The sequence below is a fragment of the Caballeronia sp. ATUFL_M2_KS44 genome (genome assembly GCF_023630965.1).
GTDB lineage: Bacteria > Pseudomonadota > Gammaproteobacteria > Burkholderiales > Burkholderiaceae > Caballeronia > Caballeronia concitans.
This window is the reverse complement of sequence record NZ_JALQEA010000047.1, coordinates 61,460-86,307: the sequence shown is the minus strand read 5'-3', so window position 1 is coordinate 86,307 and position 24,848 is coordinate 61,460. Positions and strand designations below refer to the sequence as shown.

The 24,848-nt window shown below is 61.6% G+C and carries 22 protein-coding genes and 2 pseudogenes; 7 read left to right on the top strand and 17 right to left on the bottom strand.

Going from position 1 to position 24,848, the window contains the following annotated elements:
• The gene (locus NCR39_RS19955; RefSeq protein WP_250453821.1) at positions 1-1,386 is read right to left on the bottom strand and encodes an ATP-binding protein; all 1,386 of its coding nucleotides are present in this window, start codon (positions 1,384-1,386) and stop codon (positions 1-3) included.
• Positions 1,383-2,045, bottom strand: coding sequence for a response regulator (locus NCR39_RS19950; protein WP_250453820.1), 663 nt, complete (start codon positions 2,043-2,045; stop codon positions 1,383-1,385). Before NCR39_RS19950 ends, NCR39_RS19955 begins: the two co-directional genes overlap by 4 nt.
• Positions 2,046-2,517: 472 nt before the next feature.
• Here NCR39_RS19950 and NCR39_RS19945 point away from each other — a divergent pair, with 472 nt between their 5' ends.
• Entirely contained in the window at positions 2,518-3,501 is a 984-nt protein-coding gene (locus tag NCR39_RS19945) for a bifunctional helix-turn-helix transcriptional regulator/GNAT family N-acetyltransferase (RefSeq protein ID WP_250453819.1), read from the top strand.
• Positions 3,502-3,508: 7 nt separating this feature from the next.
• Here NCR39_RS19945 and NCR39_RS19940 read toward each other — a convergent pair whose 3' ends face one another.
• The 6 genes from NCR39_RS19940 to NCR39_RS19915 form a co-directional block, all read right to left on the bottom strand.
• Positions 3,509-3,838 carry a GlpM family protein gene (locus NCR39_RS19940; protein ID WP_250453818.1) on the bottom strand — a complete coding sequence of 110 codons (330 nt, stop codon included), beginning with the start codon at positions 3,836-3,838 and terminating at the stop codon, positions 3,509-3,511.
• Positions 3,839-3,893: 55 nt separating this feature from the next.
• Entirely contained in the window at positions 3,894-4,838 is a 945-nt protein-coding gene (locus NCR39_RS19935; RefSeq protein WP_250453817.1) for an NAD(P)-dependent oxidoreductase, read from the bottom strand.
• A 14-nt stretch (positions 4,839-4,852) separates the two neighbouring features.
• Positions 4,853-6,085: an alpha-hydroxy acid oxidase gene (locus NCR39_RS19930; protein ID WP_250453816.1), complete on the bottom strand. Its 1,233-nt coding sequence runs from the start codon at positions 6,083-6,085 to the stop codon at positions 4,853-4,855.
• A 58-nt stretch (positions 6,086-6,143) separates the two neighbouring features.
• On the bottom strand, positions 6,144-7,439 hold the full coding sequence (locus NCR39_RS19925) for an MFS transporter (RefSeq protein WP_250453815.1): 1,296 nt from the start codon (positions 7,437-7,439) through the stop codon (positions 6,144-6,146).
• An 82-nt stretch (positions 7,440-7,521) separates the two neighbouring features.
• Positions 7,522-8,445 (bottom strand): dihydrodipicolinate synthase family protein, encoded by a 924-nt coding sequence (locus NCR39_RS19920; protein WP_250453814.1) that lies wholly within the window; start codon positions 8,443-8,445, stop codon positions 7,522-7,524.
• A 53-nt stretch (positions 8,446-8,498) separates the two neighbouring features.
• The gene (locus NCR39_RS19915; protein WP_250453813.1) at positions 8,499-10,094 is read right to left on the bottom strand and encodes a UxaA family hydrolase; all 1,596 of its coding nucleotides are present in this window, start codon (positions 10,092-10,094) and stop codon (positions 8,499-8,501) included.
• A gap of 151 nt (positions 10,095-10,245) precedes the next feature.
• On the opposite strand from NCR39_RS19915, the gene NCR39_RS19910 reads away from it, so the two are divergent.
• On the top strand, positions 10,246-11,139 hold the full coding sequence (locus NCR39_RS19910) for a LysR family transcriptional regulator (protein ID WP_250453812.1): 894 nt from the start codon (positions 10,246-10,248) through the stop codon (positions 11,137-11,139).
• Positions 11,140-11,241: 102 nt separating this feature from the next.
• Here the strand turns inward: NCR39_RS19910 and NCR39_RS19905 are convergent, their stop codons facing one another.
• Entirely contained in the window at positions 11,242-11,556 is a 315-nt protein-coding gene (locus tag NCR39_RS19905; protein ID WP_250453811.1) for a hypothetical protein, read from the bottom strand.
• Positions 11,557-11,921: 365 nt separating this feature from the next.
• Positions 11,922-12,398: a hypothetical protein gene (locus tag NCR39_RS19900; RefSeq protein WP_250453810.1), complete on the bottom strand. Its 477-nt coding sequence runs from the start codon at positions 12,396-12,398 to the stop codon at positions 11,922-11,924.
• 231 nt (positions 12,399-12,629) lie between these two features.
• Between NCR39_RS19900 and NCR39_RS19895 the strand changes: the two genes are divergently transcribed.
• Positions 12,630-13,283 (top strand): YceI family protein, encoded by a 654-nt coding sequence (locus NCR39_RS19895; protein ID WP_250453809.1) that lies wholly within the window; start codon positions 12,630-12,632, stop codon positions 13,281-13,283.
• Between the two features lie 78 nt (positions 13,284-13,361).
• Here NCR39_RS19895 and tdh read toward each other — a convergent pair whose 3' ends face one another.
• Both tdh and NCR39_RS19885 read right to left on the bottom strand, forming a co-directional pair.
• Entirely contained in the window at positions 13,362-14,393 is a 1,032-nt protein-coding gene (tdh, locus tag NCR39_RS19890) for an L-threonine 3-dehydrogenase (protein ID WP_250453808.1), read from the bottom strand.
• Positions 14,394-14,480: 87 nt separating this feature from the next.
• Positions 14,481-15,683 (bottom strand): glycine C-acetyltransferase, encoded by a 1,203-nt coding sequence (locus NCR39_RS19885; RefSeq protein ID WP_250453807.1) that lies wholly within the window; start codon positions 15,681-15,683, stop codon positions 14,481-14,483.
• A gap of 135 nt (positions 15,684-15,818) precedes the next feature.
• Between NCR39_RS19885 and NCR39_RS19880 the strand changes: the two genes are divergently transcribed.
• Positions 15,819-16,421: a helix-turn-helix domain-containing protein gene (locus NCR39_RS19880; protein ID WP_250453806.1), complete on the top strand. Its 603-nt coding sequence runs from the start codon at positions 15,819-15,821 to the stop codon at positions 16,419-16,421.
• A 133-nt stretch (positions 16,422-16,554) separates the two neighbouring features.
• Here the strand turns inward: NCR39_RS19880 and NCR39_RS19875 are convergent, their stop codons facing one another.
• Positions 16,555-16,743 (bottom strand): CsbD family protein, encoded by a 189-nt coding sequence (locus NCR39_RS19875; RefSeq protein ID WP_040050585.1) that lies wholly within the window; start codon positions 16,741-16,743, stop codon positions 16,555-16,557.
• Between the two features lie 255 nt (positions 16,744-16,998).
• Between NCR39_RS19875 and NCR39_RS19870 the strand changes: the two genes are divergently transcribed.
• Positions 16,999-17,355, top strand: a complete 357-nt coding sequence (locus NCR39_RS19870) for a DUF2471 family protein (RefSeq protein ID WP_250453805.1) — start codon at positions 16,999-17,001, stop codon at positions 17,353-17,355.
• 366 nt (positions 17,356-17,721) lie between these two features.
• The gene (locus NCR39_RS19865; protein WP_250453804.1) at positions 17,722-18,723 is read left to right on the top strand and encodes a tyrosine-type recombinase/integrase; all 1,002 of its coding nucleotides are present in this window, start codon (positions 17,722-17,724) and stop codon (positions 18,721-18,723) included.
• Positions 18,724-18,775: 52 nt separating this feature from the next.
• Here the strand turns inward: NCR39_RS19865 and NCR39_RS19860 are convergent, their stop codons facing one another.
• Positions 18,776-19,972, bottom strand: a complete 1,197-nt coding sequence (locus NCR39_RS19860) for a DNA-binding protein (RefSeq protein ID WP_250453803.1) — start codon at positions 19,970-19,972, stop codon at positions 18,776-18,778.
• Between the two features lie 1,725 nt (positions 19,973-21,697).
• On the opposite strand from NCR39_RS19860, the gene NCR39_RS19855 reads away from it, so the two are divergent.
• Positions 21,698-23,062, top strand: coding sequence for a replication initiation protein (locus tag NCR39_RS19855; RefSeq protein WP_250453802.1), 1,365 nt, complete (start codon positions 21,698-21,700; stop codon positions 23,060-23,062).
• Positions 23,063-23,085: 23 nt separating this feature from the next.
• Here the strand turns inward: NCR39_RS19855 and NCR39_RS19850 are convergent.
• From NCR39_RS19850 to parA, 3 genes and pseudogenes are all read right to left on the bottom strand, one after another.
• Positions 23,086-23,958, bottom strand: a pseudogene (locus NCR39_RS19850) (ParB/RepB/Spo0J family partition protein); the annotation flags it as partial.
• Between the two features lie 86 nt (positions 23,959-24,044).
• A pseudogene (locus NCR39_RS29920) lies at positions 24,045-24,150 on the bottom strand (ParB/RepB/Spo0J family partition protein); the annotation flags it as partial.
• Positions 24,151-24,174: 24 nt separating this feature from the next.
• Positions 24,175-24,837, bottom strand: coding sequence for a ParA family partition ATPase (gene parA / locus NCR39_RS19845; protein WP_250453800.1), 663 nt, complete (start codon positions 24,835-24,837; stop codon positions 24,175-24,177).
• Positions 24,838-24,848 lie beyond the last annotated feature (11 nt).

The window sequence follows — 24,848 nt, the reverse complement described above, 5'->3', positions numbered from 1 at the left end:
TCAACGCATCGCGACAGCCGCGCTTCCCGTTTCTTGCGCTCTTATCTCGAGCGGTGCCACCGCGCGCAATCCATGCACGGACACCGCGAGACCGCCGCCATCGCGATTGATCACCCTGAGCCGCGCATGATGCCGCTGCGCCACACGCAGCGCGATGGCAAGTCCGAGTCCGCTGCCCTGTCCTTGCGTGCCGACGCATCGATAGAAACGGTCGCACGCGCGATCGATCTCGTCTTCCGGAATGCCCGGACCCGTATCGAGCACGGTCAGCGCAATGCCGTCGCTCTCGCGCCGCAAGGTCACGTCGACGCATCCGCCGGGCGGCGTATAGCGGATCGCGTTGTCGAGCAGATTGTTGACGAGCACCGAGAGCGCGTGCGCGTCGCCGAGTATCGTGAATGCGTCGCGGTCGTCGCGCGTGTCTTCGAGCACGAGGCCGAGGTCGATCGCCTTCGCCTCCGCAATCAGCGAGAAGTCCGCCACGCGCGTTTCGCATAACGAGCGCAGACTCATCGGCGCGAAGGCGGCCTCGCGCGCCGCGTCCTCGCGTGCCATGCTGAGCAACTGCTGCGCAAGATGAATCAGCCGATTCAGCCGCCCTTCGATCTTCGCGAGCGTCGCGCCATCCACCTTCAGCGATCCATCGCCAATCGCGCCCTGAATCTGCAGCTTGAGCGCGGTGAGCGGCGTGCGCAATTCATGCGCGGCATCGGCGACGAAGATGCGCTGCGCCTCGGATGCATCGTTGAGGCGCACGAGCAGGCCGTTCAGTTCATCGACGAGCGGACGCAGTTCATCGGGCAGCGGCGTCGAAGCGGCAACCGGTTCGCGCGATTCGGGCGAGCGCGCGGCAAGCGATGCCGAGAGCCGGCGCACCGGCGCGAGACCGCGCGCGACGACGAAGAGCACGATCACGACGATCGCGGGTATGAGCAACACGAGCGGCCAGATGATGCGCAGCGCGAGTTCGACCGCCATATCGTCGCGAATGTAGTACGGCTGCGCGACCTGCACGAAGCGATCCGGCAGCGCGACGCCGAACGCGCGCCAGCGATAACCTTCGCGGTCGGCATCGCGATAGCCGTCGCCGAAGCGCGGCAGCGCGGGTTCATGCGGCGAGTGATAGATGAGCCGCCCCGACACATCCCATATGTCGATGACGAGCCGATCATCCGCAATGCCGTGCAGGTCGTGAGAACGCCCTTCGGCGGCATCGGCAGCGGTGATGTTGTGAGGCAGCGAGAGCGCGACCGTGCGCAGTTCGTAATCGAAGAGTTCGCCCGCCTCGACGCGCGCCGAGCGGAAAATACCGTAGCCCGCTATCACGCAGGCAAGCGCCAGTCCGCAGATGAGCCAGCCGAGCAGCCAGCGGCGGATGGAGTTCATCCGATCCTCTTTAATCGATACCCCACGCCGCGCACCGTCACGATCTGCTCCGCGCCGATCTTGCGCCGCAAGCTGTGCACGTGCACTTCGATCGCGTTGCTGCCCACTTCCTCGCCCCATCCGTAGAGTTTCTCTTCGAGTTCGCGGCGGCGAAATACACGCGACGGCTCTTCGATCAACGCCTGCAGCAAGGCGAATTCCCGCGGCACGAGGTTGAGCGGCACGCCGTCTTTCGCGGCTTCGTGCGCGGCCGGATCGAGCGTGAGTTCGCCGTGCGCATACACGAGCTGCTTGTGGCCCGTGCGACGCCGGAGCAGCGCGCGCACGCGAGCGGCAAGCTCGTCGAGATCGAAGGGCTTCATCAGGTAATCGTCGGCGCCGGCATCGAGACCGCGAATGCGATCGTCGACGGCATCGCGCGCCGTGAGGATCATCACCGGCGCATCGCCGCCGTTCTTGCGATAGACGCCGAGCACATCGAGGCCATCGCGCCTCGGCAACGTGAGATCGAGCAGCACGAGGTCGTACACGCCGTTCGCAAGCGAGAGTTCGGCGGCCCGGCCGTCCTGCGCCCAGTCGACCGTATAGCCCGCGTGACGCAACGCGGCCAGCACGGTTTCCGCGATCATGTCGTCGTCCTCCACCAATAGCAGGCGCATGTACGTCTCCAGGGCTTGAGTATCCCCGCCGATTGTCCTCGACGCTCGCTTAAGCGCGCCTTAACCGAGGGTTTTCCTGCTTCGAACTCGCATTGTTTCGCGCCTTGTCGCTTAAACGCTTAAGCATCGCATAAGCATGAACGCCGCACTATACCGCCTGACTGTGGTGGCTGCCGCTCCCCGGCGGCGCCAACCGGCTCTTTTGAACGGATTGTCCACGCGGATGGGCGTGACTCGGAACGCGCCCGATCCGGTTCAAGCCCGGCTTCGGCCGGGCTTTTTTTTTCGCCTTTCATCGCTAAAGGTGAGCGTTTTCGGGATTCGCAGAAATCGACCGCCACGCGAAAGGCTTCCCGCCGTGCTCAAGGTGAGGATTTTCGGGACCACAGCAATTCGTGCTCCGCTTGCGAAAGTTGCGTATCGCAACTAAATTGGAAGACAAGCTACTTCGATAGTCTTTCAGGGAGCCGCCATGGACATCATCGATACCCCGCCGCAATCGCGCGATAAAACCATCCTCGAACTGCGCGAGTTCTCGCGCAAGCTCGTGCGCGAACTCGGCTTCATGCGCAACACGCTCGCGGACAGCGGGCTCGCGCCATCGGCGGTGCACGCGATCATCGAGATCGGCGCGACGCCCGGCATTCAGGCGCGCGACCTCGCCACGCTTCTGCGCCTCGACAAGTCCAACGCGAGCAGGCAGATTGCGCGGCTCGAAGCGGAAGGGCTCGTCGCGCGGCAAACGTCGAGCGACGATGCGCGTTCGTCCGAGTTGTATCTCACCGCGTCCGGTCAGAAGCTGCGGCGCAAAATCGACAAATTCGCGACCGATCAAGTCTCCGATGCGCTCAGGCGTCTCGTTCCCGCCGATCAGCAAGCCCTCGTGCGTTCCCTCGCGCTTTACGCCGATGCGCTCTCGCACGGTCACGATCATCGCGACGCGCGCACGACGCCGCACGCCGCGCATACGGAAAGCGCGCATATCGTCGAGGGATATCGGCCCGGATGTATCGGCGACATTGCGAGCCTGCACGCGCGCTTCTATGCGCAGCATGCGGGCTTCGGCGTGTTCTTCGAACGCAAGGTCGCGACGGAACTGGCAACGTTCGCCGAAGCGCTGCCCGCGGACGGCAAGGCGCTCTGGCTCGTGATGGAAGGCGAACGCACGCTCGGCTCGCTTGCAATCGATGGCGACACGAAGAAGCGCGTGGCGCATTTACGTTGGTTCATCATCGACGATAGCTTGCGTGGCACCGGCATGGGCCGCCAGCTCATGTCACGCGCGATGGCGTTCGTCGATGCTCAGTATGCCGAAACATATCTCTGGACGTTCAAGAGCCTCGACGCGGCACGGCATCTCTATGAATCGTTCGGCTTTGCGCTGACGGAAGAGGCCGAAGGAAGTCAATGGGGCAGCAAGGTGATCGAACAGCGGTTCACGCGGCGCAAAGCGTGACCGATGCTTACATGAAGCGCGGCGCGAGAAAGATGGCCAGCGCCACGAAGAGCCATGCCGCGAGTCCGCCGAGAATGGCGAGCCGATAGTCGACGTGATGGATCAGCACGTAGCACGTGCCGAGAAACACGAGATACGCGGGAATGGTCCGCGCGCCGGAGAGGCACGCGGTCGTGAAGCCGCCCGGCTCGCCCTTCGCGCCCACTGCAAGCAGCGCGATGATGGCGAACGTGGGCGCGAGAGGCAGGATGCCGGGCAGCACGCTGCCGCGTTTCGAAGCCGTGACGATCAACGCGGTGACCAAGCCGCCGATGATGCCCTTCAACAATACGTCCATCGCGATTCCATCGAGTGTTCAAATGCGAAGGGCGAATTATAGGCAAGCGCTCGATTTATCGCGCATCGGCGCCGCGTGTCGGCGGCAATCCGTTGAGTTCCGCGAGCGCGTCGAACATATGCGGAACGTACTTGTCGCCGTGACCGAGGTTCGTCGCGAGCACATAGATCTGCCGCACGGCTTCCGCGATGATCGCCGTCGACGATTGCGCCGACGCCAGTTGCGCATACGATCGCATGTCCTTCGCGGCGTTGCGGATGGCGAACTGCTGGCCGCTGTCGTCGCCTTCGAGCAGATACGGCATGATGCGGTCGAACGTCTTGCTGTGCGCGCCGCTCAGACGGCACACCGCCGCGAACTCGTGCAAGTCGAGCTTCGCCTTCGCCGCCGTGCCGAACGCTTCGGCGAGAATCGCGCCGTTGGCCTGCGCGATGAAGTTATGAATCAGCTTCGCGCGATACCCCGAGCCGTGCGCGCCCAGATGATGCACCGTCTCCGCATAAGCGGCCATCACGGGACGCAGCAGATCGAGCACGTCGGCATCGCCGCCGACAAGCACGTTGAGCCGCCCTTCCCGCGCTTCCTTCGGCGTGCGGTTCACGGGCGCATCGAGAAACGCCGCGCCTTGAGCGGCGAACGCGCTGGCCGCTTCATCGGCGAACTCGGGATCGGCGGTCGTGCTATCGACCACGATCAAGCCTTCATGCGCGCCCGCGAGCAAGCCGTTCTCTTTGAACACGACGTCGCGCACTTGCGGCGTGCCCGTCACGCAGATGATGACGGCATCCACGTTTCGCGCGAGTTCGGCGGCGCTCGTCACTTCTTTCGCGCCTTGCGACACGAGCGCTTCCAGCGCTTCGCGGCTGCGGTGCCCCAGCACCGACAATTCGAAGCCCTTGCGCAGCACTTGTCCCGCGATTGCGCTGCCCATCAATCCGAGTCCGATCATGCCGACGCGTTCGACGCGAGCCGGAAGCCGGATGCCATTGCTATTTGCCATGTTGCCCTTTGCGTTCATTGCAATTCGAGTTCGACCTTCGCTTGCTTCGTGTAACGCGGCTGCCTTGCACCGAGCCGCGCCCATTCGATGAACCGCGTATCCAGTTCGCCGATGCTGTTCACGCCGAGCAGACCGATCACGCGATCGACTTCCGTCTTGAGAATCTCGATTGCGCGATCCACGCCCGCCCTTCCGCCCGCGCCCAGACCCCATGTCGTCGCGCGGCCGACGAGCACGGCATCCGCGCCGAGCGCCATCGCCTTCACGATGTCGGAGCCGCGTCTGAAGCCGCCGTCGAGCATGATGGCGAGACGCCCTTTCACTTCATCGACGACTTCGGGCAGCACGTCCATCGCCGAAACCGAGCCGTCAAGCTGACGGCCACCGTGATTCGACAGCACGATGCCATCCGCGCCGAGCGAAACAGCGCGCGCCGCATCGTCCGGATGAATCAGGCCTTTGACGATGAGCTTGCCGGGCCACAGATCGCGCAGCCAGCGGATATCGTTCCACGAAAGCGACGGGTCCAGTTCCTTCGCCAACGCCGATGCGGCGCCGCGCACGCTGTCCTGTCCCGGCGGCAGAAGATCACCGAGATTCGCGAAGCGCGGCATGCCATGCGGCCAGAGTACGTCCATCATCCAGCGCGGATGCGCGAGCACGTCGAGCGTATTACGCACATCGAGCTTGAGCGGCCTCGCATAGTTGCGCAGATCCCACTCGCGCTTGCCGTAGATGGCGCTGTCCGTGGTCACGACGAGCGCTTCCACATTGGCCTTCTTCGCGCGCGCGGCCAGCTTCGCAACGAAATCGCGCGTGCGATACATGTAGACCTGCATCCACACGCGGCCGCCCGCGCGTTCGACGACCCGCTCCAGCGCCACCGTCGACGCATTGCTCAGGATGTACGGAATGCCGGCGGCAGCGGCGGCGCTCGCGAGCGCGATATCGCCTTCATGCGAAAGCAGTCCGCTGAAACCCGTCGGTCCGATCATGAACGGCGCATTGCTTCGTCGTCCGAACAAATCGATACCGATATCGCGCTTCGATACATCGACCAGCGAGCGCGGCCAGAACGCGATCTCGCCGAACACATCGCGATTGCGGCGCAACGTGGATTCGTCCTCCGAGCCGCCCTCCACGTATTCGAAACAGAAGTTGGGCACACGCCGCCGCGCCATGCCCCGCAACTCTTCGATGCTGTGAGCGCGGCGCGGATCGTTACCCGTATAAAGACGACGTTGCACTTCACATCTCCTCTCGACCGGAGCGGGCCTTCCTGGTCCGCTCCAGTCTCATGCTGGTTCAAACCGGCAGCTTGCGTTGATAGTTGATGTTGAGCACGCACAGCACCTGGAAGATCGCCACTGCAACGAAGAACATCAGCGCGAGGAAGTACGAGCCGGTCGTCTGCACGATATAGCCGATGAAAATCGGCACGAAGATACCCGCGATATTGCCGACGAAGTTCATGATGCCGTTGAGCGTGCCGGCGCGTGCGCGGGTGGCAAGCATGGCGGGCGTCGCCCAGTTGCAGCCGCCGCACCAGCGCAGGAAGAACAGCGCCACGCACAAGAGCGCGACGACCATGACCGGGGCGCGGACATAAGCGACGCCGAGCATCGCGAGCGACACGGCAAGCGCACCGACGACCATCATCGTGCGATACACGCGATTCGAGCTTGCGCCCGAAGCCTTCCATTTGTCAGCCAGATTGCCGCCGAGCACTTCGCCGACGAAGCCGCTGAAGAAGATCAAGAACGTTGCGCCGCCAAGCGACTTGAGATCGAAACCGTGAACCTTGAAGAGATACGTCGGCAGCCACGTCATCAGACCGAAGAAGATGAGGTTCGTGCAGGTATGGCTCAGGCACATGCCCCACACCGAACGGAACGCAAAGAAGCGAAAGAGCGAGCCGCCCGGCGCGACATTCGGCTCGTTCGCGTCTTCTTCGGCGTGTGCGCGTTCGATGTACGCGACTTCTTCTTCGTTGATCGACGGATGCTCGCGCGGCGTATTGCGGATATACCACCACGCCCAGATGCCGCAGAGAATCGTGCCGACGCCCGCCACGACGAACGCCGCGCGCCACGAACCGAGCACCGCCATCAGCGTCGCGACGACGACCGCGCCCACGCCCGAGCCGAGTGCGCTGCCGCCATCGAGCAGCGCAGCGCCTCGCGTTCTTTCGTTTTGCGTGAGCCAAAGCGCGTTCAGCTTGCCGCCGCCCGGATAGATGGGCGCTTCAGTCACGCCGAGGCCGAGACGCGTGAGCAGCAGCAGGAACCAGCCCGAGCTGATCGCGCCGAGCGCCTGAAAGAAGCCCCAGCCAATCGTCGCCACCGCGATGAGCGCCCGCGGCTTCAGCTTGTCCGCCAGCATGCCGGACGGCACCTGCATGAACAAATACGTCCAGAAAAAGGAACTCAGAATCAGGCCCTGACGCTCCGGCGTCAGATCGAATTCCTGTGCGATCGACGGCATGGCGACGGAAAGCGCCGCACGGTCGATATAGTTGATCGACACCAGCGCCAGCAACAGAAGAAAGATCTTCCATCGGACGTTGGTCATTCTCATGGACTGCACGCTGGACACGCTCATTGATCCGGTCTCCTAATTACTCTTATTTGGAATGCGCGGGTGTTCATTCACCCGCGATGTTACGTGGCGCTCGCGCGATGCGTTATCGGCCCCAGCGCAGCACGAGCGGATCGAGACGGCGCGCGACTTCGAGCAGGCCTTCGCGCGTCTTCGGATGCACGGGCGCAAACGGATGACGCACCGCATCGGAACCGATGACGCCGCCTTCCTTCATCAGGATCTTGCAGGCCGCAAGCCCGCACTGACGGTTCTCGTAGTTGATGAGCGGAAGCCATTGCTGATAGAGCGATGCCGCGCTTTCCCTGTCGCCGCTCATGTAGGCATCGACGATCTTGCGGATGCCGTCGGGATAACCGCCGCCGGTCATCGAGCCGGTCGCGCCGGCTTCGAGATCGGGATACAGCGTGATCGCTTCTTCGCCATCCCACGGACCCACGACGCTATCGCCGCCGAGTTCGATCAGCTCACGCAGCTTCGATGCGGCCTGCGCCGTTTCGATCTTGAAGTACGCGACGTTCTCGATCTCGCGCGCCATGCGGGCAAGGAACGGCGCGGACAGCGGCGTGCCGGCGACGGGCGCGTCCTGAATCATGATCGGAATGCCGATGGCGTCCGACACCTTGCCGTAGAACTCGTAGATGCCCTTTTCCGTCACGCGGATGGTCGCGCCGTGATACGGCGGCATGATCATGACCATCGCGGCGCCCGCGGCTTCTGCTGCCGCGCTGCGGCGCGCGCAGACGTCGGAACTGAAGTGCGTCGTCGTGACGATGACGGGCACGCGGCCCGCGACGTGTTCGAGCACGACGCGCATGACGTCATCGCGCTCTTCGTCGGACAACGCGAACTGCTCGGAAAAGTTGGCGAGAATGCAGAGCCCGTTGGAGCCCGCATCGATCATGAAATCGACGCAGCGTTTCTGTCCTTCGATGTCGAGCTTGCCGTCTTCATGGAAGATGGTCGGCACGACGGGAAACACGCCGCGATATTGGCCGCTGTTTGACATGGTGAATGATCGCAATGGTTGAGTTTGAGAGGCTGTTGAAGACCGCAAGCGATTCAGGTGATCGCGCCGATCTGCCAGGGCACGAATTCGTTCTGCCCGTAGCCGTGAATTTCGCTGCGGCTGCGCTTGCCGGACGCCGTATCGAGCATCAACTGGAACAGTTCCGCGCCCATCTCTTCGATGGTCCGCTGGCCGCTCAGGATCGGACCGCAGTTGAGGTCCATGTCTTCCTGCTGGCGATTCCACAGCGCGTCGTTGGTGGCGATCTTGAGCGACGGCGTCGGCGCGCAGCCGTAGGCCGATCCGCGTCCCGTCGTGAAGCAGATGAGATTCGCGCCGCCCGCGACTTGACCGGTCGCGGAGATCGGGTCGTAACCGGGCGTGTCCATGAAAACGAGGCCCTTCGCCGTGACCGGTTGCGCGTATTCGTAGACTTCGACGAGATCGGTGTTGCCCGCCTTCGCGATGCCGCCCAACGACTTTTCGAGCACCGTCGTCAAGCCGCCCGCCTTGTTGCCGGCCGACGGATTGTTGTTCATCGCGGCGCGGTTGCGCGCGCAATAGTCTTCCCACCAGTGGATGCGCGCCACGAGCTTCTCGCCGACTTCGCGGCTCACCGCGCGTCGCGTGAGCAGATGCTCCGCGCCGTAAATTTCAGGGGTTTCGGAGAGAACCGCGGAGCCGCCGTGCGCAACGAGCAGATCGACCGCTGCGCCGAGCGCGGGGTTCGCCGAGATGCCGGAGTAACCATCGGAGCCGCCGCATTGCAGGCCGACCACAAGATGCGATGCCGGCACGGGCCGACGCTCCACGCGATTCGCCGCTTCGAGCATGCCCTTCACCACTTCGATGCCGTGCGCCACGGTCTTCGCCGTGCCGCCCGTCTCCTGAATGTTGAACGTCTTCAGGAACGATGCTTCGGTGAGGCCTTGCGTCTCCATCATGCGAGCGATCTGATTCGTCTCACAGCCGAGACCGATGACGAGCACGCCCGCGAAGTTCGGATGCACCGCATAACCGCCGAGCGTGCGCTGCAACAGCGCGAGCCCTTCGCCTTCGGGATCGACCGCGCAGCCGATGCCATGCGTCAACGCGACGACGCCATCGACGTTCGGATACGCCTCGAGGCTCGCAGGATTCGTGTCGCGGCGGAAGTGATCGGCAATGGCGCGAGCGACCGTCGCGGAGCAATTCACCGACGTCAGAATGCCGATGTAATTGCGCGTCGCGACGCGGCCATCGGCACGCACGATGCCATCGAATGTGGCGGGCGTGTCGGCGTATTGCGTCGCGCGCGAGCTTTCGCAGTAGGCGTAATCGCGATCGAACTCGGCCATCGCGATGTTATGAATGTGGACGTGCTCGCCCGGCGCGATCGGCTTGCTTGCAAAGCCGATGATCTGGCCATAGCGCCGCACTGCCTGTCCTTCTTCGATGGCGCGCGTCGCCACTTTATGGCCCGGTGGAATGAGTCCGGATACCGTGATGCCCTCATCGGGCAACGTGGTCCCGCCTACGAGTTGTTCGCGCGCAATAACGACATCGTCGTCGCGGTGAAGGCGGATAACCAAGGGGCGCGGCCGCGTTGCGGTCGATTGATCGGGCTGGCCGCTTGAGCGCGGGTCTTTGATCTGGCTTTCGTTCTGCATGGTTTTACCCGTGTACGGGCGATCGTATGTTGTCTCCGATGCCGACTATACGTTTGCAGTATTCCGCCTGTATATTGAATTGTTTCCATCCCCCGATCACTTTTTCTACTTGCCGATGAACACCGTCCAGACGCTGCTGTCGAGGCTCAGAATGAAGCAGCTGCAGTTGCTGATCGCACTCGACGAGCACAAGTCGCTGCACAAGGCCGCGGCGGTCATGGCGATCACGCAATCGGCTGCGAGCAAGGCGCTGCATGAACTGGAAACGATGTTCGAAGCCGAGCTTTTCGAGCGGTCTGCAAGCGGCATGATTCCGAACCAGTATGGCCGGCGCGTCATTCAATATGCGCGGCTGTTGACGACGGATCTCACGCTGCTCTGTCAGGACATCAGCGAGATTCAATCGGGGCGCGGCGGGCGGCTTGCGATCGGCGCCATCATGGGCGCGATACCGGCAATCGTGGTCCCTGCATTGGAGGCGCTCCATGCGGAATTGCCGAACGTGTCGATTGAAATCGTGGAGGACACGAGCGCGCGCATGCTTCTGCAACTCGATGAAGGACGCCTCGATCTCGTGGTCGGCAGATCGGCGGTGAGCGCACAGCCTTCGAAGTATCGATATGTGAAGCTCGCGGATGAACCGCTATCGGTGGTCGTGGGGTATCGGCATTCGACTAAGTCGCGAGGCCCGATCGAGTTCGGCGATCTTGCTCATTGCCGCTGGGTGACGTATCCGAGTCACATGCCGTTGCGTGCGCTGCTCGAACGGGAGATGGATCTGGCGGGCATAAACATGCCGCCGAATACGATTTCCACGGCATCGACGTTCGTGACCGTCGCGTTATTGAATCAGAGTAAGGATCTCGCTTCGGTGCTGCCGACGGATATCGCAGAGATGTTTGCAGAGCACAAGATGCTGAGGATACTGCCGGTGAGTTTACGGTCGCCTTCGCAGACATTCGGCGTCGTCACGCGACGAAGCGGCGTGCTTTCGCCGATGGCAGAGCGATTTATTGCGTTGCTGAGCGAGAGGATGGGTGATTGATCTAAATTGATTCGGAATGCTTATATCAGTTCGAATATGCGTTCGTGCGGCGGACCACCACCGCGAGGCAGTGGTCCTTACATGCGTGGCTAGAAAAGTGCCTTACTGGGATACCGGCGACTTCACGCTCGGGGTTGCCAGCGTGTTGTTACTCGTCGGGGGCGCGCTGGTTGTAGCATCGCCACTATTGCTGCTCGGCAAACCCGACTTGCTGCCCGTACCCGACATGCCGCTGTCCGAGTGGGTCATGCCCGGCGTGCCGTATCCGCCCGAAGGATTGTTGACTTGATTTGACGGGCTCGCCGTACTACCTGCCGTACCGCCGCCGTTCGCACCGCCGCCGGCCTGCGCATAAGCACCGCCCGACAGCGTGAGTGCGGCGACCGCCGCGATCAACGCGCTTGTTGCCTTACTCATGATCGTGCCTCCTTTAAACTGACCGGAACAGCAGGCGTTCGCCGCCTGCTTAACGGCAGTGTCGCAACGATCGTGCCGCGTGCCCTGTAATCTTCTGATTTTTTCGGACGGTGCGGCAGCGATGGCGATTCGTAAGCTTTGACGTTCTCGTTGATGTGTCGCTCATGGCTTAGGTGGTGATCGAGTGGTTTTTGTTAAGGATGACGAATTATTTAGGCGTCCGATGGATTGATGGCCGTAAGCGCCAGCGCAATGAAACTGAAGGAGCGCTTGTTATCGATGCCCATATCTGCCCCTCGCGACCGCTGCCCCGCCCTATAGGTGAGACTTTTCGGGACCGGCAGATTATCGCGTTTGAACCGCTGCTAGAACCCGACTTTGATCTGAAACCCGATGGTGAATGGAAGGTCACTCGAAGGTATCGGCGGGATCAGAATGATGTTTGCCCCGATCCGCTTATACGACATCATCACGAGCGGCGCCGCCACTGGCCCGACCATATGATCGTGCCCGATGCCCCATCGACCGTAGTCGTAACCGGAAATGAGTCCGCCCATCGCGGCTAGGCGGATAAATCCCCAATGCAGGAATTCGGGCGCCCACACGCCACCGCCGTAGAAGGACGGCTTCGAAAGCGAATTGCGAAAATAGCCTGCGGTCAGGGCCCACTGCGGCGCAACCCAGCATTCCACGCCGATGCCGGGATTGAACTGCTCGAAGTGCTTGTCGGGATGCACATGGTGCGAGCCGATCATCGCATCGACCCAGAGTCCGTCCGAGCAAAGCGCGGCATCGGCGGATGGCGTCCACGACAGCACAGCAAACGTGATTGACGCGGCCATGACGGCCCGAAGGCGATTCGATGGACTACGAGACGGCCCAAAGCGCATAAGTGTGTCCGCCATCGCCCGCATGGCATGGCGCCTTTTTTGAGATGAAGGTCGAGGCGAACTCTAACCGATCGCGTCATTTTCGTGTGAGCTCGCGAAACGAACGTGACTATCGTTACTGCTCGTCGTCGATTTCTCGGCGAAACTTGGCGAATTCGCATCTTGCATCCGAGGTTTAGCGCGATGAAATCGAAGAACTTGTTTCCAAAGTTGGCCGTGAATTTGCTCGCGTCGGCGGCGCTGCTAAGTGTCGCGTTGTCGGGATGCACGCCGCTGCAAGTGGTAACGCATCGCGTGTCCGCGAGCGAGTCGAGCGCGCCGGCGGGGCGCTACACGCTCGATCCGCATCACTGGAATGTCAGCTTCGACGTCGATCATTTCCACTATTCGCGCTTCGTCATCCGCTTCGACAAAGTGACGGCGCAACTCGACTGGAGTGCTCGCGGCATGGAAGGGAGCGCGGTGCGCGCGACGATCGACGCGTCGAGCGTCGACACAAACGTGCCGCTGCTTGACCGGATGCTAAAGGGACCGGATATGTTCGACGTCGCGCGCAATCCGAGCATTGAATTCGTGAGCACGGGCTTCGAGCGCACGGGCGACGACCGGGGCAGGCTCAGCGGCGACCTGACGATTCGAGGCAGCACGCGTCCGGTCACGCTGGACGTCACTTTCAACGGCCACGCGGTGAATCCCCTTACGAAGCAGGAGACGTTGGGCTTTTCCGCCGATGGCCACTTCAGCCGCGCGCAGTTCGGCTTGACGACGTGGTACCCGGCCGTCGGCGACGACGTGCATGTCGCGATTCAGGCGGAATTCGCGAAACCGCGGGAATGAGGGCGTCGCGTGTCGTCAGCGCGTGGGCCGCACGCTGTCCGCATCGGTCCCCACGAGCCCGCACGCCGAGCTTGCGAACTAGGCGCCCGTCCAGTCGAGCACGACCTTGCCGCTGTTGCCGGAGAGCATCGTGTCAAACGCACGCTGATAATCGTCGACGGGAAAGGTATGCGTCAGGATCGGCGACAAATCGAGTCCACTCTGTAGCATCGCCACCATCTTGTACCAGGTCTCGAACATTTCACGGCCGTAAATGCCTTTGATCTCGAGCCCTTTGAAGATGACCTGATTCCAGTCGATCGCGGTCTGCGCGGGAGGAATGCCGAGCAGCGCGACCTTGCCGCCGTGGTTCATCGACTCGAGCATCGACGTGAACGCGCTCGGCACGCCCGACATTTCGAGGCCGACGTCGAAGCCCTCTGTCATGCCGAGTTCATGCATGACGTCGCGCAGGTTTTCCTGCGTGACGTTGACTGCGCGCGTCGCGCCCATCTTGAGCGCGAGGTCGAGCCGATAATCGTTGACGTCCGTAATCACGACGTTGCGCGCGCCGACGTGCCGCGCAATGGCCGCCGCCATCACACCGATCGGCCCCGCGCCGGTAATCAACACGTCTTCGCCGACGAGGTTGAACGACAGCGCGGTGTGAGTCGCGTTGCCGAACGGATCGAAGATGGCGGCGAGGTCGTCGGAGATGTCGGGCGGAATCTTGAACGCGTTGAACGCGGGTATCACGAGGTATTCGGCGAACGCGCCTTCGCGATTGACGCCGACACCAACGGTGTTGCGACACAGATGCCGCCGACCGGCGCGACAGTTACGGCAGAACCCGCACGTGATGTGTCCTTCGCCGGACACGCGATCGCCAATCGCGAAGCCGCGCACTTCCTGTCCCATCTCGACAATCTCACCGACATACTCGTGGCCGACATGCATCGGGACCGGGATCGTCTTTTGGGCCCAATCGTCCCATTTCCAGATATGGATGTCCGTGCCGCAAATCGCGGTCTTGCGAATGCGGATGAGAACGTCGTTGTGGCCGACTTCCGGACGCTTTACATCGGTCAACGTGAGACCGGGGGCGCGTTCAAGTTTTGCGAGGGCTTTCATTGCATGTGATCCTGAGGGTTATCGCTGGGCTGTTCGTGGTGCGGGGCCGGCTTTATGCGCATAAAGCCGGCGCAGTCCTGAGGTGCCTCACCGGATCACGCCGAGCGACCGGCCAACGCGCGCAAACGCATCCACGGCGCGGTCGATCTGTTCCTGCGTGTGTGCGGCGCTCATCTGAGTGCGGATGCGCGCGCGTCCCTTTGGCACGACCGGATAAGAGAAGCCGATCACGTACACGCCTTCGTCGAGCAGGGCGTCGGCCATTCTCGACGCAAGTTGCGCGTCGCCGAGCATGACCGGAATGATCGGGTGTTCGCCGGGAACGAGGTCGAAGCCGAGCGAGGTCATCGCGTCGCGGAAGTGTGCGCCGTTTTCACGGACGCGATTCCGCAAGGCGGCGCCTTCCTCGCTGGCAAGAAGCTCAAGCACTTTTAGCGATGCGCTCGCGATGCTCGGCGCAAGCGTATTCGAAAAAAGATAAGGCCGGCTGCGCTGGCGCAAGAGTTCGACAATCTCCTTGTTAGCGGCGATGTATCCGCCCGAAGCGCCGCCCAGCGCCTTCCCGAGTGTGCCGGTGATGATGTCGACGCGATCCAGCACGCCGCAATGCTCCGGCGTGCCGCGTCCGTTCTCGCCGATGAATCCGACGGCGTGCGAGTCGTCGACCATCACCAGCGCGTCATAACGGTTGGCTAGATCGCAGATGCCGGCGAGATCGGCGATGATGCCGTCCATCGAAAACACGCCATCCGTCGCGATCAGCTTGAACCGCGCACCTGCGGCGTCGGCGTCCTTCAGCCGCGCCTCGAGATCGGCCAGATCGTTGTTCTTGTAGCGCAGACGTCGCGCCTTGGAGAGACGAACCCCGTCGATGATGCTCGCGTGGTTCAGCTCGTCGCTGATGATGGCGTCCTCTTCGGTCAAAAGTGTTTCGAATAAGCCGCCGTTTGCATCGAAGCAACTCGAATAGAGAATCGCGTCGTCAGTCTGAAGGAATTGCGCAATCGCTCTTTCCAGCGACTTGTGCACGGTCTGCGTTCCGCAGATGAAACGCACCGACGCCATGCCGAAGCCGTCCGCGTCGAGTCCCGCCTTCGCCGCCTCGATAAGACGCGGATCATCGGCGAGGCCGAGATAATTGTTCGCGCAGAAGTTGAGGACGCCCGCGCCGCTCGCAAGCCGGATGGCCGACGATTGCGGACTCGCAATCACCCGCTCCGTCTTGTAAAAGCCGGCCGCACGGATCTCGTCGATCGTCGCGCGCAAATGGGCCAGGTATCGGTCGTTCATCGGCACTGTCCTTTTCATATAAGCGGCCAGCCAAGTGGTCTCTAGCCCTGTTATAGTCCATGCATCGCAGTGGATGCGTTCGATATTTCGAACCACATTCCAATATGTCGAACACTGTAAGGGATTGAGGGAGTCATGGCAAGCGTGCGCCCGGAACAAGCGACAGGGGAATCACCGTTTTCGGCATCGGTGCCGCCACGCGTCGGCGAGCAGATTCAGAAGCTGCGCAACGAGAGAAAGCTGACGCTCGACGACTTGTCGCGCGCTGCCGGCGTTTCGAAGTCGATGCTGTCGGAAATCGAGCGCGATAAGGCGAATCCGACGATAGCGGTCGCATGGAGGCTGACGAACGCGCTCGGCATCAGCCTCGATCAATTGTTTGCGCAGCAGAGGCCGGTCGAGGCGATTCGCGTTGCCGGGCCGCATGAAATTCCGACGCTAAGCGGCGACAACGGCGGATATCAATTGCGCGTCTGGGGGCCGATTGAGCTTGCGGGCAAATTCGAATGGTATGAACTGACGTTACAGGCAGGGTCGGCGCTGCGATCGAATGCGCACGAACCGGGTACGAAAGAGCACCTAACGGTACTGAACGGGATCATCGAACTCGACGCGTCCGGCGCCACTCGGCGGCTCAAGGCCGGCGAGACCGCGCGCTACGCCGCCGATGAAAACCATGCCATTCGCAACGCCGGCCGGTCTGAAGCCAAGGCGCTGCTCGTGGTCATTCACGGCTGAAAGGCTTCGGGAGCCTGGGCACCGCCCGGAACTTTATGCGCATCAAGTTGGCGCCGCCGCTGCCGCCAAGTAAAAACGGGACGCCCATGGCGTCCCGTTTCAAGAGCCGCATGTACGCGGCGTCGCTGACCCGTTACGGGTTCTTCTTAACGCTGTCCTTCACGTCTTCGCGAACATCGCCAGCGCCCTTCTGAATCTTGCCAGCGGCTTGTTGCATGTCGCCCTTGGCTTCCTGCGCCGGATCGTTGGTGGCATTGCCGACCACTTCGTTGATCTTCCCCTTGACCTGCTTGCCGACGCCTTCAACTTGGTCCTTGTTCATGCTTGATCTCCTTAAGGTTTCGCGCTCGAATTTCGCGCAGTGCTTCGTCGAGATTTCTCGCGCGGTGAGCGCGGGGTGTCACTTAAAGCATGGCTTCAGAATGCGCTTTCCGACTGCCTACGCGTAGCGGCGGATGTCTGAATCGCGCGTAGGCGGAATCGCACATACAGCGAGGTTGAACAGGACGACGCTATTTTCATCGGAGTCGATACTGTATATTTATACAGTATTCAGAGACCGCGAGAAGGGGTGAACATGGAGTCGAATGGCGAGCATCTCAGCAAGAAGCAATTTGAGCGCGCGGTTCGTGATCTCGAACGAATCACTCGGCAAATCGCAGGGCGATACATCGAGAAAGGCGTCCCGCTGACCTGGCGTCTGTTGCACGCGATCGAAGCCGAAGCCGTCGCAGACCTGGGTTTCGCTGGCCGCCACGAGGCCGCGCTGCGTGAACTCTTCGCGCGACCTGACAATTTCCGTTTCCCGGAAACCGATGACGTCGTCGATATCGCTTCGTCCGACGCATTACCGGCCGTGTTTGCGTTCGCGGTCGATGCCTACGAACGCGCCGCACGACTAGGCCGGCCGCCGCTTTCGATCGCCGCCCGCTGATGTGTCGAAGCCGACATTGGCTTCAGTAACGCCGAGTTGCGCTCTCAGCAATGTCGGGGCGCGACGCCCGCAGCCATGTCGGCGTCAGCGCGCGCCGCGCGCTGCCCGAGCCGTGCGTCCCTTCGTACGCCGTTCCTCTCGCGGTCGCATGCGTCGCGGGCCGTCCATCCATTACTTACCGTCTCAGTTCCGCCGAGGCCGATCATCGTCTTCGCTCAAGACAGTAGAGAACTGACCGCGTACACGGCAAGACAGTCGTCCGAACACTTCAACACATTTGACCGCTCCTGTGCTCTTGACGCGGGCCGCATGAAGCCTGACTCTTTCCCGAACGCAAAACGGCGAAATCAGACGCTAACGAACACCATGCCGAACACTTCCGATCTCTTCGACCAACACCGTGCCGACTGGCAAGCCGATCCGCGCGCCGCCTTCGACGCCTGGCTCGCGCAGCAGCAGTTTCGGGCATCGTCGGCCGATGTGTATCGCGCGCAATGGGGAAACTTTCTCGAATGGCTGGCCGCGAAGCGCACGACGCTGCATACGGTGCAGCGCCCGGTGATCGAGCAGTTCGTCTCCCAGCTCGATATCCGGCGGCCACAGCGCATGCGGTATCTGCGATTGATCGAACGCGTACTGGATCACGTGCGCGAGGTGGAATCGGCGGCGACGAATCCGGCGCGCTTCATCGCACAAGACGGCGATGCCGCTTGGCGCAAGGCCCGCGACAATGAGCCGACCGGATTTCTGACGCACGATGAGCGCGCGTTGCTCATCGCGCATTTGTTTTCGCCGCTCGGCGCGTTGCCGACCGGTCAGCGCTGGCGCGAGCGGCGCGACCGCGCGCTCGTCGCGGCGTTCCTTGGGGCAGGGGTGAAAACCGGCGAGGCGGCGCAACTCACCGTCGATTGTTACGCGGCCGGTGCGCCGTATGTCACGGTGGATGCATCGAACCCGCTGATGGTTCGCCAGGCGCGGCTTGCGCCGTTCGCGGTCGAATTGCTCGACGGCTGGATCGCGGAACGAAAGGCGGTCGGCCTCGCGGGCGAACTGTTATTCCCCGCCGCGCCGTCCGGACGTCCGATGCACAAGGCGACGATGCTGCGCGCCATCGACGCTGTCGTCGCGGCGTCGGGCATGGCCGCATCGCGGGTCGCACGGGCGAGTCCGCAGACGCTTCGCAACACCTACGCCGCGGAGTTGTTCGACGACGGCACGGACCCGGATCGCGTCGGTCAATGGCTGGGCTTTCAGCAGTCGATCTCCGTTCATCGCCTGCATCGAGCATGGCAGGAGTGGATGGGTGAGCAAATACGGGAGCGCGATATCGCGCAGGCACGCGCCGGCGCGGGCGACGCCGGCTCCTGAAAACACTCACCTTTCGCGGTACGGCGCGAAAAAGCGACTTTTTCGGCGTCGATCAGGCCTGCGCGCCCGTCGTTTTCAGAAACGCCTGAACTGCTGCCAGCTTGGATGTCGCCGCGCCCGAACTTCGTTCGCAATTCGGACACGACAGTTCGTATTCGTCCTCGTGCCGCTGCAGTTCGGGCTCGGCACTTTCACATGCCGGGCAGTCCAGCGGCGCGGCGACGTAAGCGTCGACTTGCGTGCCGAGCGCGGCGATCTCGCTCGCGGTAAGGCGCCCTTCCGCCACAAGCGATGCAATCAGGCCGCCGACCTCCGCGCTCATGCCTTCGCGGACCCGGCGCGCATCGCGTTCGCGCGTGAGTGCATCGATCTCGTCGGACTGCTCGCGCACCTGCGATTCGAGCCGATCGGCGCGACTTCTGGCTGCGCTAAGTTGTTGAATAAAATCGAATTCTTTCTGTCCGACCTCGCGAGCGTGCGCCTGATACGTCGCCGCCATGCCGCGTAGCGCATCGAGTTCGACAAGCATCGGCTTGACGCGACGCTCCGCATCCTTCACCGCGTCCTTGATTTGCTGAGCGTAATGCTCCGTGTTGTGACGCAGTTCGCTCTGCAATGCGTCGATACGGTCGCGAAGCCGCGCCGCATTTGCCTGCTCGCGCGTCAGCCGCTCCGAAAGCTCTCTATTTTCCCCCTCGAGCCGCGAGATGAGGTCGCGCAAGTCGCTTTGCGCATCGGCCTGGCGCGACTGCAACGTCCGAAGCTCTGCCTCCAGCGATGCAACCTGCGCGACGGCCGCTTCTGCGCGGGCCTCGGCACGGCGATGCGCTTGCTCGATGGCCTGGCAGCGGACTTCGGCATCGCGAGTGGCCGCTTGTGCCGTCTGGATGCTCGCGTCGACCCGCGCCCGATCGGCCCCGAGTGCGGCGTCGGCGTGTTGACGCGCTTCAGCGAAGAGTTCGGCGAGCAGCTCGCCCGCCCGCTGCTGTAACGCTTCGGGGATTGCGCCGGCCTCGACGCGCACGCGCAGCGTCGAGCGGACTGTCTCCCAGAAAAATTCGATGTCGCGCGGAATGTCGCTCGCGCTGCCTGTTTGCGTCAGCTCGCGGACAGTCGTGACCGAAGGGCGGATGCCCAAATCAAAAAAGAGGCGCTTGCAGGCGTGGTAAGACAAGTCTTGCCGGCGCGCGCCTGTGGCTCGCATCGTCTCTAGTTCTTGACGCAGGGTGTCGCGGAGTTGTGGATCCATAGTATCGAAACAGCGTGGTTTGTATCAATCATAACGCTTTACGTTACGACGAAAACGAAACGGCACCTGTGTGCAGGCGAGACGCATCATAAGCGCGAAACCCGCGCTCTAGAACGTCCCTGATTGGCTGTTATAGCTGATTTTCGTGGAACGCGTTAAGAAACAGCGATTAAGTACTTGTTTTAGATTGGGTTTTTAGATTCTTAGGCTCTTGACCGCTGTTTCACGGCCTTGCGAGCAAGCCGGCTTCCCTGCAGTTCGGTTTGCTGGCTTCTTATTTTGGTAGCAAATACTCGCGGACTGGCTTGAGAGTAATAAAAGTAAACACCTTTGAACCATGTTGAAAACAGTTAACGCCCCGCGAAAGCCTTGCGCAGTAAGGCTCTCCGGGCGATCAGGTGAGACGCTTCGGGAACGATGGTGAGGCGGTACGGGATTGTGTGGTGACGGCCTTCGGGACGTTGCGTGAGAAGAACCGGGAGACATGGTGAGCGGATTCGGGGCGACGCGGAGCTAGCGAGGTGAGCCAACGCAGGAACGCGCAATCGCAGCCGCCCTTGTAGCGCTTGAGTTCGAATGAATGGCGTCGAAAGCCAAAGGTGAGACTGTTCGGGACTGTCGATCGGACCTAAATTCATGCCTCATATGGGTCATTTTTTCCCAACGGTGAGCCTTTTCAGGTGAAGTAGCAGCGCTGCGGTGAGATTTTTCAGGAGACCGACGACGTATAGCGCTTATCTACGGGGCTTTTCGGCGTTGCGGTGAGATTATTCGGGAGCCGTTCGGTTGACGTTGCCCTGCACTCTCGTCGTTCGTGTACCTCGCGAGCTGCATCAGTGGTGATAGGTGAGAGGTTTCGGGAGCGTGTATTAGGCAACAAGGGCCGGAAAGCCGCCGTGATCAGGCCAATGGTGAGTCTTTCCGAGAGCCGACTGTCCCGGACGTCGATGCCGCGTTGAAAGCAACGCTAGGGTAGCCATTTAGCCTGGGTATCGGGAGTCTTTTGGTCCACGAGCGCAGTGAAGGTGAGCTTGTTCGGGAGGACGTTCGTCGCTGCTTGGGTCCATCGGTGAGGTTTTTCGGGAGCACGTTTGATGGTCCCGCGCCGAGATGCAAACCGCTAAGCCATTGTTTTCGGGTCGTTTTGCAGGATAGTCGGGAGAAGGTGAGGCTTTTCGGGAGCGCCGCGGTGAGTCTCTTCGGGACATCCATATGCAGCAGCGCGAAAGGCAAAGGTGAGGGTTTACAGGAGTCTCGCGCTGCGAGAATAAGCTGTCTCAAGGCCGCGGCCCGGTTCCTCGAAGATGGCGTCCTGATCCATGGGTGAGGTTTTACAGGGGGCACGGTCATGATTAGGACATTGACCTTTGAGACAAGGCCCGATGGTGGGCCGAACGGCTGTCGTAGCGCGGCCATAAAGTCCTATGAAGACGATGTATCCGCTGCACCACACGAGAAACCTCTCAGAAATTTTTTCTTGGTGAGGCTTTTCGGGAGGATGATCCCGCCCAAGAATCGAGCGCGGTAAACGCGGCAAACCGTTAACCCGCATGGGCTTTGGCGCCATAAGACAGGCTGTTACGGTGAGTGGTGAGACTTTACAGGAGCGCACTGCAGTGAGCGGCGCTCTACTCGCGCCCGTCACCGTGCAATGGTGAATACCGGGCGGTTTACGCGCTTCACCACACCCGGTATGCTTCTCGCAATCTCGTTCCCCCTAGACGCATGGCTACCAAGCGCGCCAAGAAAACCGACGTAGTCAGCCCTAGCTCGGCCGAATTGCGCAAAGCTGTCGAAGCCATTGCCATTCAGCCCAAGAGCGGCAAGATCACGTTGCTAACTCGCAAGCTTTTCAACGTTTTGCTTGCGGTTGCACAACAAGCTGATGAGTCGGGCGACACTTACCGCGCGCTGCTGTCGGACATCGTGGCCAACTCGGCGTTCGATTCCAACGATACGGCTCTCGTCAAAGAGCATTTGCGACGGATGGTGTCCGTCCAGGTCGAGTGGAGCACCGGCACATCGAGTCAGAAGCCGGGACGCAAATGGGGCATTTCGACGCTGATCGCGGACGCCGAAATCCTCGAAGATCCGACGACGCGCCGCGTTTGGGTCGAATTCTCTTTCGCGCCGAAGATCAAGAAGAAGCTGCTGGACCCGGTGCAGTATGCGCGCCTGAGCCTCCAGTTTCAAAGCCAGTTGCGGAGCAGCGCCGGTCTGGCGCTGTACGAAATCTGCGTGCGTTATCTGACGAACCCCAGCCATCTGACGATGCGCGAGACGTGGGAGTGGTGGCGGCCGATTCTGTCCGGGACGCCCGATACGGAAGCCGGCGACGAAGCCAAGCGCGAGTACAAATACTTCAAGCGCGATTACCTGCGTCCCGCGATCGCCGAAGTCAACGCGGTGACGAATATCTTCGTCGAGTTGGTGGAGCATCGGGAGGGCCGACGCGTCGCCGAGATCCAGTTCCGCGTGACTGAACGCAAGCAGCCGATGCTTGCGCTCGACGAGCATCCGAACGTCTTCGACAGCACACTCGTCGACCGAATGGTGAAAATAGGCATTCCGCTCAAGGAAGCCCAGACGCTTTACGCGGACAGCGAGGAAAACCGCATCCGCGCCGCGCTTCAAATGACGGAGCAGCGGATGCGCAGCACCACACTCCCGCCCGTGCGCAGCGCCGCCGCGCTCTTCAAGGACGCGCTGAAAAAAGGTTACGCTCCGCCCGTCGAGGCATTGCCGACCGCTGCGAACGGCGCGCCGGCGCGCGTCGGATCGGCCGGTGCGTCGGGTGCCGACGATCTCAAGGCGCGCTTGTTGAGCGAATTCTCGGCGTATCGTCGGAAGGAGGCTCGTGCACTGTACGACGAGCAAGGTGAGGAAGAACGGGAGCTGGCGCGGCAGAGCTTCGAGGAAACCGTGCTGCCGGAGTTGGGCGCTCACATGCGCGATGACTGGCGCAAGCGCGGCCTCGATTCGAAATTGGCGGAAACGTCCTTTTTCGACTGGCTCGCTCGCAAGACCTGGGGCGAGCCGACCGATGGCGATTTGCTGTCCTTCACGCTAAGCCAGTCGCGTGCGGCCTAACGCCGACCGCACGCTTCCGGCAATCAACTTTTCGAGCCGTCCGGCTGAAGCATCGCTTCTATTTGATGCAGTAGTTCATCGCGTCTTTCCCGCGATAGTCCACGCAACCGCAGTTCGAGCCGATCTTCCCCGTAAGACTTGAGATCGCCGACGGAGACGCCATCCAACTTGATCTCCAGGCGCTGCGCATAACGCTGGCGTCCGGCCGGTTTCGGTGCTTCCTGCGCGCTCGCACGTCCTTTCACGATGTCCGCGACTTGGCGCGTGCTTAGATCGTCCGAAGTGATTTTGTTGATGAGGCGCAGCGTGGCATCGCTTCCGCGCGCCGTGTGGTATCGCGAGATTTGATAAGCCATGTTCGAGCCGAACCGATCGGGTCGCGCGACCATCTCCTGCATGACGTTCTCGGGCAACTTGGCAATAGACAAAGCGACCGCGATCGTCGATTCATCGAGTCCCAGGTGATCCGCGAGTTCGCGCTGGCTCTGGAAGTGCTGTTCATCGAGAAAGCGCCGCCAGACGACGGCATTGTCGAACACCGTCTGCGAGTCGCGCTGAACGTTGAGGTCGTAGCCCAGCTTGTAGCTTTCGATGCCCACCGGCAGATCGACCACCACAGCCTTGACCGTCTCCTTGTTCGCCTCCTTCAATGCGCGCACACGGCGGCCGCCGTCGCTGACGAAGAACGTACCCGGATTCTCGTAATCAGGAATGACGTGGATCGCCTGCTGCTGACCTTGCTTCGCGAGGTTGACCGCCAACTCGGCAATCGATGCCTTCAGATAGAAATGGCGCGGATTGAACGGACTCGGCTTGATGGCCTTCAACGGTAATTCGATGACCTGTCCTGCGGTATATCGGTTCGCCCGGCGCCATGCGCGATATTCCTCGGACTCCGATCCCGAAACCGCTTCGGCCTGCTCATCTGCGGCGAACGCGCTCGAGCGACCGTTCGCGGCAGTCTGGGAAGCCTGCTGTATATCGACGATGCCATCGATCGCATTCAATCGATCCAGCGCGGTCCGCTTCTCACTACTGGTCGTATCGGGGCGGGCTTTGAAGCCCTTGGCAAACTGCGACGGTTTCATTCAGGGTCCTTTATGCGCATAAAGTCACGGGAGCATGGCGAGGATTTCGTCGGCACACGCGCGTATCTCTGCCGCAGCCAGTCGTGCGCCCCGATCGCTCATCTGCAGGACGGTTTGGCCGAGAGCCATCGCCTGCTTGTAGCATTCCCGTGTCGGGATCTGGGTCTTGAGCAGCGGAAAGCCGAGTTCTTCGAGCGCGACTTTGAGTTCGCGCGTCAGCATTCGCTTCTCTTCCGTCTTGTTGAGCAGGAAGACGGCGCGCAAGTCTTCATTCATGACTTGAGCCTGCTGCACGAGTTTCACTAATCCGACGCTCGACCAATAATCGGCCGGCGACGACGACGTCGGAATCACCGCGATGCTCGCCGCCAACAGCACGACGCCTGACACCTTTTCGGTGATGGACGGCGGGCAATCGACGACGATGACGTCATAGTCGTTGACGAACTTCTTGATCTCCCGATGAATTTGTCCGCCCGCCTCGGAGAGGTTGACGACGGGAAACGGGATACCGTTGTTGTCGTCGGATGCCGCGCTGGACCAATGAATCAGCGTATTTTGGCCATCCGCGTCGACCACGAGCACGCGCTTCTTTTTTTCGTGAAGGGCCGCGCCAAGATGCATGGCAATGGTGCTCTTGCCCACACCGCCTTTCTGCTGCGTGATCGCTATGATTTCCGCCGCCACAGTAGACTCCG